Source organism: Clostridium sp. UBA2485, assembly GCF_002341865.1.
Classification (GTDB): domain Bacteria; phylum Bacillota; class Clostridia; order Clostridiales; family Clostridiaceae; genus Clostridium_J.
Genome location: NZ_DDOV01000084.1, coordinates 80,621 through 97,274 on the forward strand (window position 1 = coordinate 80,621; position 16,654 = coordinate 97,274).

A 16,654-nucleotide genomic window follows, 5' to 3' on the forward strand; every position below is an offset into this window, starting at 1 on the left:
ATAATTGCTATCAATTCACAATGAAGAATTATTGACTATGAAAAAGGAATTGCAGAGATTTTCACCTCTGGGGTCTATACAAAGACTGTAAAATTTAAATAAATTTAAAAATAACTACAAAATTTTAGCTTGTAACTATACTCTAATATAGACCCCAGGGGTGCAGTATAGTATGGCATAATATTTAATACATTAACTAATATTTNNTCAATTGTCCATCGTCAATTCTCCATTGATTAAAGTTGTGAATTGAATACTTAAAGAAACATCTATACAAAATTATAAGCTACATTCTAAGATATTAGATCTATATATAAGGAGAAGTCTCACTCATTATTTTCATGAAAATAGTTAAGTAAGTGGTGAAATATGGATAAAGAAAAACGATTGATAAAGGAAATTAAGTTGAAATCAAGCAAAGCTGCAGCAAATGAGCTTATTTCTATATATTATAAGGAAATATATGCATATGTATATAAGCAAACAATTAATAAAGAACTATCTATGGATTTAACACAAGAAATATTTATAAGCATGCTACAATCAATAAATAATTATGATGGAGAAAAAGCTTCTTTTAGAACATGGCTATATAAAATATCCACTAATCGAGTGGTGGATTACTATCGTTCTAAGCACTATAGATACAATAGTATAGCTGTTACAATTGATGATTATGATATATATGATGAGGAAGATTTTACAATTAATATAGAGTATAGAGAAGATGCTCAAAGAATTATTGATATAGTAAATAAGTTTGATGGGATAACACAACAAATATTTAGATTAAAAATTTTTGGGGAGAGTACATTCTTAGACATATCAAATATAGTACAAATGCCAGAATCTACTGTTAAAACTAAGTACTATGCAACTCTTAAGAAAATAAGAAAAATATTAAAGGAGGCGCAATATGAATAAGGAGAAGTTTCATATAGAAATGCCTGATGACTTAGAAATAGAAGCTCAAATTAAAACTATTATAAATAAGGGGATTAAACCAAAAGAATCATTTCATTCACATCTAAAAAATATGTATAGGCAGATTGGTTTTAAGCATCTGTTTCACGATATAGGAGAAATTAGTTTTCTTATAATATTAATATTACCTATATTAATTTCCCTTACTGTAGGTATTAGTAAGAATTCTAATATGGAATATAAGGTAATATATTCTCTTATATTTATGGTTTCTCCAATATTATATTTAATTATGTCATTATTTTCTTTTGTTAATACAAAACAAAAAGGTACCTATGAAATAGAGATGGTATGTAAATATAATATATACCAATTAGCAGCATTGAGAATGCTTATTTTTAGTATTATTTGTATTATAGCCAATGGAATATATATATATGGAATTTTCCTTGGATATGAACAAATAAACTTTTTAAAGGGATTCATGATTTCAGTTACATCATTATTTTTATTTTCTACTGTATTTTTATATTTAATAACTAAGATAGGTTCAGGTTTTACAAAGTACTTTGTAATTGGAGGATGGATATTTATAAATTTAGCATTAAGTATATTTAATATGAATTTTTACAATAAATTGCTTATGAGTATACCTACATATGTGTATTTAATTGTAATAATTGCCTGTGGTTGTAGTTATATAAAAAGTTTAAAAAAGCTTATTACTTTTAGAACTGTAAAAGGAGTGTTTTAAAAATGTTAGTAGTAAACAATGTTACCAAAAGCTATGGAAACTTTTCTGTGCTTAAAAATATTAATCTTGAGTTTGCAAATGGGGTCTATGGACTATTAGCACCAAATGGGGCAGGAAAAACCACACTGATAAAAATGCTAACAACACTAATTTTTCCTAATGAAGGGGAAATCCTTTATAATGGGACAGATATAGTGAAAATGGATGATGAATATCGAGATATATTAGGTTATTTACCTCAAGAATTTGGATATTATAAAAATTATAGTCCAAAACAATATTTACTTTATTTAGCTGCACTAAAAGGTATAGATAATAATGCTGCTAAGGAAAGAATAGAAGAACTTTTGAAGTTAGTTGCTCTTGAAGATGTAGCTAATAAAAAGATGAGAAAATTTTCTGGTGGAATGATTCAGAGAGTAGGCATAGCCCAAGCAATGCTTAATGATCCTAAAATTCTTATATTAGATGAACCTACTGCTGGTTTAGATCCAAAAGAAAGGGTTCGTTTTAGAAATTTACTTACTGAGCTGTCAAGGGATAGGATAGTTATTCTTTCAACTCATATAGTATCTGATGTTGAATCAATAGCTAATGAAATTGTTATGATAAAGGACAAAAAAATACTTTATAAAGATAGTATTAATAATATATGCAAAAACATTCAAGGGATTGTATATGAAACAGAAATTGATTTTGATGCTGCTTCTAATTTTAGAAAACAGTATTTTTCATTATCAGAAAAACAGGAAGAAGGTAAGATGAAAGTAAAGTTTATATGTAAAGGAAAACCTGATAGTGCATGGAAGGCTGTTAATCCAAGCTTAGAAGATGTATTTCTTTATGAATATAGAGATGAACCATTAGAGAGGGTGTAGATATTTTATGAAGATAAAAATGTACGAGCTTAAAAAGGCCATTACATCTCCTATAATACTATCACTTTTGGCGATATTTATAGCCTTTAATTTTTTTATTATATTCAATAATGGATATTCTAGAGATGAACTTAAGGTCTTAAATAAAATTGTAGATAAGTTTGGATATGAAATTAACGACAAAATGGTTAATGAGTTTGATAATTATTATAATGATGAATTAAATAAAATGAATGAAATTACTTCTAAAAAAACTTCTAAAAGCTATGAAAGTGTATTAGAACTTTTTAAGGATAATGAATATTCACCACAGGGTTATAAAGGAGATATTTATAACGAAGAGGAGAAAAAATTTATCAGTGAGTTAAGTATTGTAGAAATATATCGCCAATCTATGAAAAATATTGATGAAAGATATAGTACCATTGATACAATGACTATTGCGGAGAGTGCGATAAATTCAGTTAGACTCAGTGGGAAAGCTGCTGATACTTTAAGAAATGAATATAAAAAATTAGGCGACAGATTTGAAAAAATAAAAGAAAATGGAGAACATAAAAACCTATTTTTTATAGGAGAAATTTATAGAATGCATTCTTTTTTATTTAAGACTTTATTTAAGAATATTATTTTTCAAATAATGGTAATAGTTGTTCTAATTACAGCCTATTTAGTTAACTATGAGTTTGAAAACAGTACTCATCACTTAGCATACTCCTCTAAAAGGGGAAGAAAGATTATTATGGACAAACTATTTGCTTCAATAATTTCCTCTATAATAGTTACAACTATTATTATGGGAGTTACTTTGCTTGCTTATTTTATTTTTTTCGATTATTCAGGACTTTGGAATGTTCCAATAAGTACTGCTTTTAACTGGGAATATAACCTACCATATATATCATGGTGGAATATGTCTTTTGCTCAATATTTATTTTTTTCTATTGGAATTGTTTATATATGTGAGTTACTTTTTGCTGGCATTACCTTTGTAATATCAAAATTTATAAAAAATAGTTATGTTGTATTTTTTATATTTGCCATAATCTTTGGAGGAAGTATATTGATACCAGGTTTTATGCCAGCCAGTTCTAATGCTATTTTTATTACTGGATTTACACCTTTTTGTCTTATTTTAAATCCTTTTTTATGGTTTATGGGAAATGGCGTATCTACAGTATTTAAATATTATGGAATAATTACAGTTTGCGTATGGTCGGTGTTATTAATAATCCTATGTACCTTATGCATTAAAAAATTTAAAAGAGAAAGTATATATTAGGAGGGCATAAATGAAAGTAGTTTTAAATGAAATAAAGAAAATATTTAGCCTAAAGATGGTATCTGTACTTATGGTTATCAGTATAATAATGTATTTTCTATTTATTAGTTTTTACATAGAGTATTTTCCTAACGGAAGACAGGAATTAGATTACTATAATATAGGTGTTGAAATGATAAATAATTATGAAGAAAAAATGGATGAAAAGGAATTTGTACATTTTAAAGATACTTATAGTAAACAAGTAGAAGAGGCAGATAGATATCTTCAATCAAAGAAAGATTTTGTAGATGAAGGGATAACTAGCTATGAAAAATTTAAAAATATGGATCAAGATATAGAAAAGTTAAATAATCTACATAATTATGTTTTCTTTGAGGTAAGATCAGATATATTTTGGCAACTACAAGTAAGAGAACAGCTAATAGAAGATTATAAGCACAAAGATGAGTGGATGGGATCTACATATGAGACAATAAATGAGAAACAAGAAAAACGAATCCAAGAAATAGCTAATAGTGGAAATTATGAATCAGTTTTTCCTTATCTAATTTTTGAAAATTATAATGCTTTAATAAAATATGTAGCTATGTTAGTAGTAATAAGCATAATCTTCATGATATCACCTATATTTTTAAAAGATAAGTTAAATAAAGTAAATCTTCTTCAGCATACATCTAAAAATGGGAGGAATTTATTTAAAAAGAAGGTGGCTTCTGGATTAATAGCTTCTTTTGTAATAACAACTATTCAACTTCTTTGTTTTTTCATAGCTTATTCATTTAACAATGTAGAAATGTTTTTTAATTCTAATATAAATTCAGTTTTTGGTAGCTATTTATTTTGGTATGATTTAACATTTATGCAGTATATAGTTATTACAGTAATAGCTGTGTATATATTGAGCTTTGTTATTGGATTAATAGTAATGTTTATATCAAGTATTGCAAATAACTATATAACTTTAATTGGAGTACAAGTACCTATAATTTTTATTATTAGCCAACTGCTTCCACGTATTATAGGTAGGATTACAGATATTTATCTACCTAAATATTTCATACCTATAACTTATTTTTCCTTGATTATTATTGGAATAGTACTTATAACAATAAGATGGAAAAAAGAAAAGATATTAGATATTGTTAATTAAATTTTATATAAATATATATAATAAATAATCTTTTAGATAAAGCAATCTTAACTAAATATATATAAGATTGCTTTATTTTTAAGCCTATAAATAAAAGTTTATAGAATCATTGGTTATTAGAAAATATTTTTTATCTGGGAAATTTATATTTAGTTATAGATAATTATATAATTAAATCTTAAACTATTAGTTAATATGATAATATTATAGTGTTTATTAATTAATTGCCTAAAATTAATTCCATTACTCAATTGATTAAAATATCTTATTAAAAATAATGACAATATGTCCAATACTACAATAAAAAAGTAATTTATAATAAGAATGGTGATAGCTATGGAAATATTAAAAGATAATGAAAAGCTAAACTTTTATATTGAAAAATTTAATATTTATAGTTTATTTGAAGAAGATATGACTAAATATATGCAATTACATGTTTTTCGTAAAGGAGAAATTATATATAGATGTGGAGAGAAAATTGATTATATATATTTTTTAGTAGAAGGGAAAACAAAAGTATATTCTCTGACGGAAAATGGAAAAATATTTTTATTAGATTTTTCAAATCCTTTAGATATGTTAGGAGATTTAGAGCTATTAGAAAAACTAAGTTATCAGCATAATGTAGAAGCTGTAGGAAAAACAATTTTAATTGGAATTTCAATTGAAGATGTTTTGCTACATTTATCTAAGGATGTTGAGTTTTATAAATCAGTTTGCAAATTTTTAAGTAAAAAATTATCAAAGACTTGTAGAGAATTGTTTCATAGTATGTTGTATCCTTTAATAAATAGATTTGCTACTTACTTAGTTACTGTGCTTCCGGAAAATGAGTATAAAATAGAAAAGTTTAATTTATCTGATACAGCCTTTAACTTAGGGTGTAGTCCTAGGCATCTAAGTAGAATTATAAAAGATTTATCTGAAGAGAAAGTTATAAATAAGGATAAATCAACTATATGTATTTTAGATAAAGAGAAACTAGAAAAATTATCAATAAATGCAAAGTGGTGATAAAACTATAAGTACAGCTTTAAGATAATCATACAGATATGAAAACTTAAATGAAGTTGAATATGATATGGCTGATATTATGGATAAGCATGTAGTATTTATAATATGTTAAAGTTATTAAAAAATACTATACAAAAAGAATATAAAGAAGAGTTAGAAAACAAGTAAAAGTATTAGAATAGTAAATTAATTTTTTGAAATTTTTATTATATATTTTTAAAAATATAAGTTAAGTGAAGGGAGTTTGAATTATGTTAATTGATGTTACTCAAGTTGGTAAATTAGGAATGAACTATATAAAAGGTGCTCCAACATTAAAAGTTGAAAAAGTTAAATGTTTTGAAGGTACTGAAAGAGAATATGCTACTACCTTTTTTTCTGGTGCCGTTCACAATTCAGGAACTCATATAGATACAATGAGTGTTATCGAAATAGAATTAGATAGATTAATTAGAAAAGGAATAAAATTTGATGTTTCTCATATAGAAAATAGACCTATTGAACTAAATGATTTAGATTTATCTATGATTGAGGAAGGCATATATGTATTTTTTCAAACTAACTGGGATAAATATTTAGATGATGAGAAAAAGTATCAAGATCATCCTGAAGTATCAATAGAAGTTATAAATTATTTAATTGATAAAAAAGTAAATATGATAGGTATCGATGCCTTAGGATTTGGTCGTGGGAAGAATCACCGATTTATTGATAATTTGCTTGCAGATAATAACATATATGGAATAGAAAATTTAACTAATCTAAACAAAATTCCTAAGAAAGATTTTAAGGTTTATTGTATGCCTATAAAAATGGAAAGATTAGACGCGTTACCTACGAGAGTACTAGTTGAATTTTAATATATAAAATAATGTCTAGATGAGAAACTATAGAAATTGAAGTTTTTATGTTATGTTAAACTTAAAAACTTAAGAGAGCTATTGATAATTATCATATCAATAGCTCTCTTAAGCTTAAGATTTTTTCATAACCATTAAATAGTATTCAGTTCCAAATTCACTATTAAATTGTTGTTCTATTTCTTTAATTCTTTTTTCTTCTGTCTCATGTAAATTAGCGTATTTAATATCATTAGAAGAATCTGAAATATTATTATTCACCATATCTATCACCTCATATTTAGTTATTTCCAGCTGACTTTGTAAATATGTGTGGTAGATTTTGTACTAATTTAATTTAAATAATAAGAAATTTTTTATAAAATTTTAATTAGAACTATTCAATTTACAATTCGCAATTTATAGTTAAAAATTATGGTAGAAATTAATTTTAATTAAACTAATTTCTACCATAATTGTGAATTGTGCAGTGTGAATTATTTTGGTTGTAACACTAAAGTAATCAGTTATATTATCTATACATTAACTTTTCCAATAGCATGTCTATATATTACAGTACATTAAAAATCCAACCTTCTGGTGGTGTAACTTCTCCAAATTGAATTCCATAAAGAGTATCATAAAGTTTTTTTGTTATAGGTCCTACTTCATCTTGACTATAGAAGGTATGCATTTTTTCTTTATGTTGAATTCCTCCAATAGGCGTTATAACTGCTGCTGTACCACAAGCACCAGCTTCTACAAACTCGTCTAATTTATCAATTAAAACATCTCTTTCTTCTACGTCCATTCCTAGATATTCTTTAGCAACATGCATTAAAGAGTATTTAGTTATACTAGGAAGAATTGATGGTGATTTTGGAGTAACAAATTTATTATCTTTTGTAACTGCAAAGAAATTAGCTGCTCCAACTTCTTCTATTTTTGTATGAGTTGCTGGATCAAGATAAATACAATCTGCAAATCCTTTTTTTACTACTTCATCATGAGGCAATAGGCTTCCAGCATAGTTTCCACCCACTTTAGCAGCACCTGTTCCAAGTGGAGCTGCTCTATCATAATCTGTAATAATAAAGTTTACAGGATTCATTCCACCTTTAAAATATGGTCCAACTGGTGAGCAAAATACACAGAATATATACTCTGGAGCAGGTTTAACACCTAAATTATCTCCAACACCTATTAAAAAAGGTCTAAGATAAAGAGTTGCACCTGTACCATAAGGTGGAACATAGGCTTCATTTGCTTTAACTACTTGAATACATGCATCAATAAATTTTTCCTCTGGAATCTCAGGCATTAGCAAACGTTTACAGCTTTTATTCATTCTTTTAGCATTTTCATCTACTCTAAATAACTGAATTTTACCACTTTTTGTTCTATAAGCTTTTAATCCTTCAAAACATTGTTGTCCATAATGAAGTGCTGTAGATGCTTCACTTATAGCAAGTGTATTGTCTTGAACAAGTTCTCCTTCATCCCATTTTCCATCTTTCCATTTTGAAATATAACGAAAATCTGTTTTAATATAAGCAAATCCTAATTTGCTCCAATCAATGTTTAAAGCTTTATCCATAGAAATTCCTCCTAATTAATTATATCCTAAAATTATATTCTATAATTTTATATTAACACGCTAATTTATATATGTCTAACTACAATTAAGCTAATATTGACTATAAGAAGAAATTAAATCATAGTTTTTCTTTGAATAGTTCGAATAATAGTAAGTTTTTGAAAATAGAAAATATAATTTTAATCTCTGTTAATACTGTAAGTATTTAATAGATATAATAGATATAATAGCTTATAATTTTAACATAATTATAAAAAAGATAGATAGCATTACTATAGGATACAACACGAAAACTTAATATATAATCTGGAAAACAAATTTTCTATAAAAATAGCTTAGATCCTTAGAAATTAAGGATTAATAATGAAGAATGAAGAATTTAGGAAAAAATTCACTAAAGGTGAATTTCTTAAAATAAAATTTATTTTAAGAAAACTCCAAAGGCTTTAGCTGCGGAGTTTTAACCATAATTATTAATCCTTAATTCTTAATTTTTAATCTATAAATGAGAATTTTTGTTGTGGAAATTAAAATCATACATAAGTTAAATTTTCATTGTGGAATCTTATAGATAGGCTATCTATCTTTCTTTAAGATTTCTATTTATTAGTGTCATAAATCCTTCTGGAGTAACTATTCTTACCTTAGGATTTTTATTTAATTGATTCACAACATTTTTAATACTACTCATATCTTTACTCCAAGCATGTACGTACACAAAGGAGTATGCAGCTATCTCATGGACATTTGTATTCCCTAGATTTATTCTATTATTAATTTCTGAAACTAACATATTCTCATCTTGAAGCCCGCTCCAAAGCAAATCTCTACAGGATACTATTGGTTTATTATTAGACCATATAATTTCTCCATGATAATCATTCTGTTTATGATAGTTAAGATAGAATAATCCTTGAATATTAGGTTCTTTAGTATATTTATCCCAAAGACTAGTTTTATAAAAGGAATCATTATCGATTATAGCCACGTATTTTTGATCAACTTTTTTCATATAATTATTTAATCTTTTTACATAAGAATCTAGTGCTATAGCAGGAAACTGACTAGGGTACATATAGCCATTTCCAGAGGGAGATACGATGAAAGTATCATTATTTTTTCCATTACTAGCATTTTTGTAATATAAGTCTAAGACTGTAGGAGCTAGATAATACATAGAAGGTGTTATAGACCATCCCATATTAAAGTTTCCTCTATAAGGAGAGCCATACCACTTTGGAGAACCATAATTACTACCAAGATTCCATTGTTGATTATCGCCATCAGACATAATAAATGTAACATAATGTACATCATTTTCTACAGGAGGAGAAGCTTGTTTTTTTTGAGCTATAGGTAATGATGGGAAAGCACTTAATGCAGTTAAATTATAAGACCAATCTGCAGCAACTACGCTTACGCCATATTTTGAAGCTGTACTTACGTTAGTATGTTCATCTGCTCCCCATCCTAAACATACGGAATCGTTATCCATGGAGCTAAATACTTTATTACTAAGTGGCAAATCATATGACATATCTTCAAAGAATACTAGGGATTTCGTCATTATGGCATAATCACGTAATGGGGCAGATTTATCTGGAGATAATTGAATTACAATTGAATGATTTAGTCCAGAATTCCATAAGTTATTATAAGCCCAATATTTATCTGTGTTCCTGCAATCTCCTTGAAGCTTTGTTATACCATAAGATTTAACTTTAGCTTCAAGAGATTCTTCAACAACTATACTTCTTTTTAAGGATGCTAAAGAACAAGCATTATTTATTGAGGGATCTTTTTCTATTTTATTGCTGTAAAGTACATATCCATCTACATAAGATTTAAATGTATCTAATAGTCTCCATGGATCTGTAACAACCTCATAGTTAACTCCATAATTATTTTTTAAGTCATCAAGCCATATTTTATAATCAGGCTCATTTGAATTTAAAGTATAAATTTGTGAAGTTGAACGGTTAGATACTAATCCTTGAAGCGTAACTATCATCGTATTTTCTGCATTGGTCATATTATTTTGATCTATAACGTAAAGATATTTTGGTTTTTTTGAATTTTTTATGTAATAAGAGCTATTTCCATAGACATTATTTGATAACACAAATATATTAAGAAATATTATAGAAAAAACAAAGAATATAAGAACTTTACTTAATAGTTTTTTTGATCTCATAGGAATTATGCTCCTAAATCCATAACAAATGATTGTTCAATCATGGTAATATTGATAGATGAATTTTTCTTCCATTGAGACCAATTAGTTTTAAAATTATCAGTATTTTCTTTAGAATAATTATAGAAGTTAGTTAAAAAGTTTTTTCTTTCTTCATTATAAAACCCTTGTGCACTACTTGAACTCATATTTGATAATAATATTTGTCTCTTAACAATATCTTCTAGACTAACTTCTTTAGCATTTTTCATGATGTCATACATAATCATAAAGGTAGTTGTTCTTCCTATACCCTCTTTACAATGAAAATGTAGCCAAGTATTTTTAGGCTGTGAATTTACTAATTCTATAAAATAGTCGACCATATCATCTGTAGGTAATTTGCCATCTGTAACTGGAATACGTACATATGACATTAATTGAGATTTAACAAGCTCTTTTTCATCTTGGACCTTTGTAGGTATTACTGTTCTATCATGATGGCCGTGAATAACTAGAGGTTCATGTAATTTAATGCTTTGTAGCCTGTTACGCTCATCAGCTAAAACTTGTTCTTTTGTTAATCCCATATTTGCATTATTTTTTGAATTAGCCCAACTGACAGGTACACCATTAATGAAACCATGAGATTCTTGCCTTAAGTCTACAACAACTATAGGCATACTAGCTCCTATAGAATTTTTTATAAGAGCAAGACCATTTTCAGAAAACTGTTTACTGCCAGATATATTTAAGGTATCTAATCCAGTTAGATTTAAAGATTCGTTATCTTTGATATTAACTTTATCGGAACTTTTGCGAAAATGGCTTGGGAGCGTTCGAATATTAAGAGAATCTACAACGAGATTTACACTTGTATCATCAGTAGGGGCTCCGAAAGTTTCTATAGATTTACCTAAATATGAAGTAAGAACAGTTATAATTGGTATTATTAGAAAGGTCAATATACTTACTTTAATTCTTTTTTTCATCATTATTCACCTCATTATAATAATCAAATAAAATTTGTTTCTAACATACATATATAATTTAAGCTATTGTCCTATGTTTTATTCAATTCACAACCTTTTTCAATTGACAATTCACAATTGTGGATATTTCTCAGCAATAGCTGAGAAATTTAGAATTAATCTTCTTCGAAGTTACGCAGTAACTTCTTATAAAAAGCTAGCAATTGTATTGCTAGTTAAAAAATCAATTTAAAGAAATTATTTTGATCAAAAATAATTTCAGCCTTAGTTGTGAACTTTGCATTGTGAATTGTGAATTGTGAATTGTATAAATTTTATGATAAAATAGAAAAAATTATCTTAAATAAACTGCTATGCTATAATTAAAGTGTAAAAATTTGACCTAGTAGGAGGAGAAATTTTTGAATAAATACATAGAACTTAAAGATGTAAAAAAAACTTATAAAACTGGAGAAGTAGAAATCAAAGCTGTAGATGGAGTTAATTTTTCAATAGATAAGGGTGAATTTGTTGTAGTTGTAGGGCCTAGTGGAGCAGGGAAAAGTACTGTACTTAATATACTAGGGGGAATGGATTCTCCCAGTGAAGGACAAATAATGGTAGATGGCAATGAAATAAGTAAATATAATGATAAACAGTTAACTACTTATAGGAGATATGACATAGGATTCGTATTTCAGTTCTATAATTTAGTTCAAAATCTTAATACTATTGAAAATATAGAGTTAGCTACTCAAATATGTAAGAATCCTCTAAATCCAGAGGAAGTACTTAAAGAGGTAGGGCTTGAGGATAGGAGAAATAATTTTCCTTCTCAATTATCAGGAGGAGAGCAGCAAAGGGTTTCTATAGCTAGAGCAATTGCTAAAAATCCGAAAATATTACTATGTGATGAGCCTACTGGAGCTTTAGATTATTCTACAGGAAAATCTATATTAAAATTATTACAAGATACTTGTAAAAAACAGAACATGACAGTAATAGTTATTACTCACAATTTGGCAATTGCACCTATGGCAGATAAAGTTATTAAAGTTAAAAATGGTAAAGTTGACAGTGTATCCATTAATAACAATCCAATGTCTGTAGAAAGGATTGAATGGTAACAATGAAAAATGCACTTACGAAAAATACTTTAAGAGAAATAACTAAATCTAAATCACGATTTCTTTCCATATTGATTATTGTAGCAATAGGTGTAGCTTTTTTTGCAGGAGTTAGAGCTACAAGTCCTGAAATGAAGTTTACAGCAGATAAATATTTAGATGATAATAATACTGCAGATTTGACTATACAATCTTTGAATGGTTTTAAACAATCAGATATAGACAAAGTTAAAAAAATTGTAGGAGTTTCTGAAGTTTATGGAGGATATAGCTTTGATGCCTTAGCTATAAATGATGATAGTGAAAAAGCAATAAAGATACATTCCTTAAAAATAGGAGAAAAATCTGTTAATAATCCTGTATTAGTAGATGGAGCTATGCCAACTAATGAAGGTGAAGCAGTTACAGAAAAAACATATCTTGAAAAAGAAAACTTAAAAATAGGAGATTATATTAAAATTAAAACTGTTAATGGGACTAAAGATTTTAAAATAACAGGTATTGTTAATAGTCCATTATATATAAATACATATCAAAGAGGGGCAAATTCCTTAGGGAATGGTTCAACTAGTGGATTTTTTCAAATAGGCGAAAAATCTGCAAAGGAATTAGCACTTCCCAAAATTCCTGAAATTCCAGGGATAAAAATAGAAGACATATATACTGAGTTATCTATTATAGTTGATGATGCTAAGTCAAAAAATACTTTTTTAGATGAGTATAAAGATTTAGTTAATGAAGTAAAGGAAAAAATAGAAGCTGTAGATAAGAACTGGTATATTAAAACTAGAGATAGCAATGAAGGAATTAGAGGATTTCAAGATGACTCTGATAGAATAAAAGCTATAGGAACTGCTTTCCCACTAATTTTCTTCTTAGTAGCTACTCTTGTATGTCTTACAACTATGACGAGAATGGTTGAAGAACATAGAATTCAGATAGGAACTTTAAAAGCTTTAGGATATAGTAAATTTTCTATAGTTTCTCAATACTTTATCTATGCTTTTACAGCAAGTGTTATAGGTAGTATTATAGGAGTAATTTTAGGATTTAAAATTTTCCCATTTCTTATTTTTAATGCTTATAGAATAATGTATACAATTCCTCCAGTGGTAGGTAATTTTCATATTGATTTAGCAATAACTTCAGCATTGGTAGCTATTTTCTGTACTACACTTGCAGCAGTAGGTGCCTCTATAAAAGAGTTAGTAGCAGTACCAGCAATACTTATGAGACCTAAGGCACCAAAGGCAGGTAAAAGAATATTACTAGAGAGAATAAGATTTATTTGGAAGAGAATGTCCTTTACAGAAAAGGTTACTGCAAGAAATATCCTTAGATATAAGAAAAGATTTTTTATGACAGTAATAGGGGTAGCTGGTTGTACAACTCTTCTTATTACAGGCTTTGGATTAAAAGATTCTATAGTTGCAGTAACAGAAAAACAGTTTGGAGAAATTTATACTTATGATTTAAAAGGATATTTAAGAGAAAGCATTCATGAAGATAAAGAATATTTATTTATGGATGAACTTAAAGATTATGATGAAATAGAGGATTCTCTTTTATCCTTTGAAAAAAACATAAAAGTAGAAAGTAATAATAAAGAGAACTCTAGTGTTGAAGGATATATATTAATTCCTAAAGATGTAGATAAACTTAATGAATTTATTAATTTAAGAGAAGAGAATGGCAAAATAGATATTGGCGATAATGGAGTGGTAATTACTAAAAAACTCTCAAAGTTACTAAATATCAAAGAAGGAGATAATATTGAAATTTCATTAGATGATAAAACTGTAAATGCCACAGTAAATCATATTACAGAGCATTACGTTAGTCATTATGTTTATATGTCTCCTAAGTATTATGAAAAGTTATTTGATGATAAGGTTAATTATAATGCTTTTTCATCTAAATTAAAGAATAAGGATACGAATCAAGAAGATAAATTGTCTAAAGAGATGATGAAAAATCCTAAAATAGCTACTATTAATTTTACTACTAGTATAAGTGATAGTTTTAAAAAAACTATGGATAGTGTAGACTCAGTGATATTAGTTTTAATAGCTTCAGCAGGTGCTCTTGCTTTTGTTGTAATGTACAACTTAACAAATATAAATATAAGCGAAAGAATGAGAGAACTTGCTACCATAAAGGTTTTAGGTTTCTACGATAAAGAAGTAGCAGGATATGTTTATAGAGAAAATATCATATTATCAATAATAGGAACTTTAGTTGGAGTAATATTAGGTGTATTTCTCCATAAATATGTAATTACGACAGCAGAAACTGATATGGTAATGTTTTCTCGTGAAATTAAAATTATGAGTTTTATATACTCAGCTATATTAACTATAGTATTTTCAAGCTTAGTAAATATAGTTATGTATAAAAAATTAAAGAAGATTAATATGGTAGAATCGCTAAAGAGCGCAGAGTAAAGCTTATATATTAATTATTTATAGAAAGTACTAAGGAATTTATTGTATGAAATAAATCCCTTAGTACTTTTATTTATAGTAAACTTAATTTAAAATCAGTATTTACACTTGAAAGTCCTTAAATTTATTTTTTTATATAAAGCTATAAGTAAAGAAAAATTCAAAAATATTACATAATTTTTTAATATTTTATTAATTATTATAGAACATTTTCAAAAATATAGGAAATAAATGAAAAAATGAGAAAATGAATGGTATACAAAAATAATTAGATACAGTGTCAATTTTTAGAATATTTTGAATAATAGATTTACTTTACGTATATTGAAATAAATGTTAGAATTTCAATATATTACTACTAAGATTATTACTAAGTTTAAGGAGCTATTTATATGAAAATAAAGTTTTTGAGTAAAGAGGATATGAAACTTTTAAAAAGAGCATTTACTTATGTAAAACCATATAAACTTAGACTTCTTCTATTCTTCATATGTATTTCATCAAGCATAATTTTTGGCTTAATAGAACCATATATATTTGGAGTTCTAATTTCTAGCCTACCGCAAGGAAATTTAGACATTTTAGTTAAGTGTCTAGTATTTTTAGCAATTGTATCTTTGTCACAATTAGTAATTATGCATTTTTATTCATCCATTGAAACTTATCTTAATAATAATATCGTTAAAGACTTAAAATGTGATATGTATGGTAAGATATTAAATCTTCCAGTTAAGGCTTTTGATGAAATGCCAGTAGGAGAATTTATATCACGGCTTTACAATGATGCAGCAGCACTTAGTGACATAATAACATTTCAATTTGTAAATACCATAATAGATATTTTAAAAGCCATAGTAATAGGGTTCGTTGTATTTAAGATTAATATAAGACTTGCTCTTGTAGTTGTAGCATGTTTCCCTTTTTCATACTATATATTTGTGAAGTATGGTAAAAAACTCAAGAAAAAGGGTGCGGAACTAAAAAATATAACAGATTACTATTTTAGTAATGTGCAGCAATCACTGCAAGGAATTAGAGAAGTAAAGTGCCTTGGAATAAAAAAACATAATTTTATGGAATTTGACAATATTTCTAATGATGTTAAAGACAAGGGAATAGAAATGGCACTTACAAATATAGTAGCTCATGATCTATCTAGTTTTATCAATATTGCATCTTCCATTTTAGTTATGGGCATAGGAGGGTATTTTGTTATAAATAAAATATTACCCCTTGAACTTTTTATAGCATTTTCTTCTTATTCAAAACAATTCTCCAATTCTCTTATGAATATTACAAAAATGAATTCAACAATACAACAAGCTCTGACCTCGTTAGAAAGAATCTTTGGACTTATGGATAATTTAAGTTATTCTAATGAATATTTTGGAGAGAAATCCATAATGGAAATCCAAGGAAATATAAAATTTACCAATGTTTCTTTTAGTTATGGTGAAGATGGAAATATACTTAAGGATATAAATTTTCAGGTTAT

The 16,654-nt window shown here is 26.8% G+C and carries 14 protein-coding genes; 10 read left to right on the forward strand and 4 right to left on the reverse strand.

All coding sequences use genetic code 11. The features are described 5' to 3' along the window. Nucleotides 1-369 precede the first annotated feature (369 nt). The 7 genes from B3603_RS17705 to B3603_RS17735 all read left to right on the forward strand — a co-directional run bounded on the left by B3603_RS17705 (nt 370) and on the right by B3603_RS17735 (nt 6,868). Nucleotides 370-924, forward strand: a complete 555-nt coding sequence (locus tag B3603_RS17705) for an RNA polymerase sigma factor (protein ID WP_291567372.1) — start codon at nt 370-372, stop codon at nt 922-924. Beyond that, on the forward strand, nt 917-1,678 hold the full coding sequence (locus B3603_RS17710; protein ID WP_291567375.1) for a hypothetical protein: 762 nt from the start codon (nt 917-919) through the stop codon (nt 1,676-1,678). The genes B3603_RS17705 and B3603_RS17710 overlap by 8 nt, the downstream gene beginning before the upstream one ends. A 2-nt stretch (nt 1,679-1,680) precedes the next feature. Beyond that, nucleotides 1,681-2,556: an ABC transporter ATP-binding protein gene (locus B3603_RS17715; RefSeq protein WP_291567376.1), complete on the forward strand. Its 876-nt coding sequence runs from the start codon at nt 1,681-1,683 to the stop codon at nt 2,554-2,556. Between the two features lie 7 nt (nt 2,557-2,563). Beyond that, nucleotides 2,564-3,838, forward strand: coding sequence for an ABC transporter permease subunit (locus B3603_RS17720; protein ID WP_291567378.1), 1,275 nt, complete (start codon nt 2,564-2,566; stop codon nt 3,836-3,838). A gap of 10 nt (nt 3,839-3,848) precedes the next feature. Next, on the forward strand, nt 3,849-4,991 hold the full coding sequence (locus B3603_RS17725) for a hypothetical protein (protein WP_291567379.1): 1,143 nt from the start codon (nt 3,849-3,851) through the stop codon (nt 4,989-4,991). A 336-nt stretch (nt 4,992-5,327) separates the two neighbouring features. Then, on the forward strand, nt 5,328-6,008 hold the full coding sequence (locus tag B3603_RS17730) for a Crp/Fnr family transcriptional regulator (RefSeq protein ID WP_291567381.1): 681 nt from the start codon (nt 5,328-5,330) through the stop codon (nt 6,006-6,008). Between the two features lie 251 nt (nt 6,009-6,259). Then, complete coding sequence (locus tag B3603_RS17735; protein WP_291567383.1) at nt 6,260-6,868, forward strand: cyclase family protein; 609 nt, start codon at nt 6,260-6,262, stop codon at nt 6,866-6,868. Nucleotides 6,869-6,982: 114 nt separating this feature from the next. Here B3603_RS17735 and B3603_RS17740 read toward each other — a convergent pair whose 3' ends face one another. From B3603_RS17740 to B3603_RS17755, 4 genes are all read right to left on the reverse strand, one after another. Next, entirely contained in the window at nt 6,983-7,132 is a 150-nt protein-coding gene (locus tag B3603_RS17740; RefSeq protein WP_291567384.1) for a polynucleotide phosphorylase, read from the reverse strand. A 286-nt stretch (nt 7,133-7,418) separates the two neighbouring features. Next, on the reverse strand, nt 7,419-8,444 hold the full coding sequence (locus B3603_RS17745) for a branched-chain amino acid aminotransferase (RefSeq protein WP_291567386.1): 1,026 nt from the start codon (nt 8,442-8,444) through the stop codon (nt 7,419-7,421). A 580-nt stretch (nt 8,445-9,024) separates the two neighbouring features. After that, a complete protein-coding gene (locus B3603_RS17750) occupies nt 9,025-10,638 on the reverse strand; it encodes a GxGYxYP domain-containing protein (protein ID WP_291567388.1) in 1,614 nt (537 codons plus the stop codon). A 5-nt stretch (nt 10,639-10,643) separates the two neighbouring features. Next, nucleotides 10,644-11,609: a fused DSP-PTPase phosphatase/NAD kinase-like protein gene (locus B3603_RS17755; protein ID WP_291567390.1), complete on the reverse strand. Its 966-nt coding sequence runs from the start codon at nt 11,607-11,609 to the stop codon at nt 10,644-10,646. A 401-nt stretch (nt 11,610-12,010) separates the two neighbouring features. On the opposite strand from B3603_RS17755, the gene B3603_RS17760 reads away from it, so the two are divergent. The 3 genes from B3603_RS17760 to B3603_RS17770 form a co-directional block, all read left to right on the forward strand. Continuing rightward, nucleotides 12,011-12,715: an ABC transporter ATP-binding protein gene (locus B3603_RS17760; RefSeq protein WP_291567392.1), complete on the forward strand. Its 705-nt coding sequence runs from the start codon at nt 12,011-12,013 to the stop codon at nt 12,713-12,715. After that, a complete protein-coding gene (locus B3603_RS17765; protein WP_291567393.1) occupies nt 12,709-15,159 on the forward strand; it encodes an ABC transporter permease in 2,451 nt (816 codons plus the stop codon). Before B3603_RS17760 ends, B3603_RS17765 begins: the two co-directional genes overlap by 7 nt. A 392-nt stretch (nt 15,160-15,551) precedes the next feature. Beyond that, nucleotides 15,552-16,654 (forward strand): ABC transporter transmembrane domain-containing protein (locus tag B3603_RS17770; RefSeq protein ID WP_291567395.1); only part of this gene is annotated, 1,103 nt, incomplete at its 3' end.

Excerpts from the sequence above, each read along its gene's own strand:
- B3603_RS17705 (WP_291567372.1), top strand. The coding sequence starts at position 370 with ATGGATAAAGAAAAACGATTGATAAAGGAAATTAAGTTGAAATCAAGC.
- B3603_RS17735 (WP_291567383.1), top strand. The coding sequence starts at position 6,260 with ATGTTAATTGATGTTACTCAAGTTGGTAAATTAGGAATGAACTATATA.
- B3603_RS17755 (WP_291567390.1), bottom strand. The coding sequence starts at position 11,609 with ATGAAAAAAAGAATTAAAGTAAGTATATTGACCTTTCTAATAATACCA.
- B3603_RS17710 (WP_291567375.1), top strand. The coding sequence starts at position 917 with ATGAATAAGGAGAAGTTTCATATAGAAATGCCTGATGACTTAGAAATA.
- B3603_RS17745 (WP_291567386.1), bottom strand. The coding sequence starts at position 8,444 with ATGGATAAAGCTTTAAACATTGATTGGAGCAAATTAGGATTTGCTTAT.
- B3603_RS17750 (WP_291567388.1), bottom strand. The coding sequence starts at position 10,638 with ATGAGATCAAAAAAACTATTAAGTAAAGTTCTTATATTCTTTGTTTTT.
- B3603_RS17715 (WP_291567376.1), top strand. The coding sequence starts at position 1,681 with ATGTTAGTAGTAAACAATGTTACCAAAAGCTATGGAAACTTTTCTGTG.
- B3603_RS17740 (WP_291567384.1), bottom strand. The coding sequence starts at position 7,132 with ATGGTGAATAATAATATTTCAGATTCTTCTAATGATATTAAATACGCT.
- B3603_RS17765 (WP_291567393.1), top strand. The coding sequence starts at position 12,709 with ATGGTAACAATGAAAAATGCACTTACGAAAAATACTTTAAGAGAAATA.
- B3603_RS17720 (WP_291567378.1), top strand. The coding sequence starts at position 2,564 with ATGAAGATAAAAATGTACGAGCTTAAAAAGGCCATTACATCTCCTATA.
- B3603_RS17725 (WP_291567379.1), top strand. The coding sequence starts at position 3,849 with ATGAAAGTAGTTTTAAATGAAATAAAGAAAATATTTAGCCTAAAGATG.
- B3603_RS17730 (WP_291567381.1), top strand. The coding sequence starts at position 5,328 with ATGGAAATATTAAAAGATAATGAAAAGCTAAACTTTTATATTGAAAAA.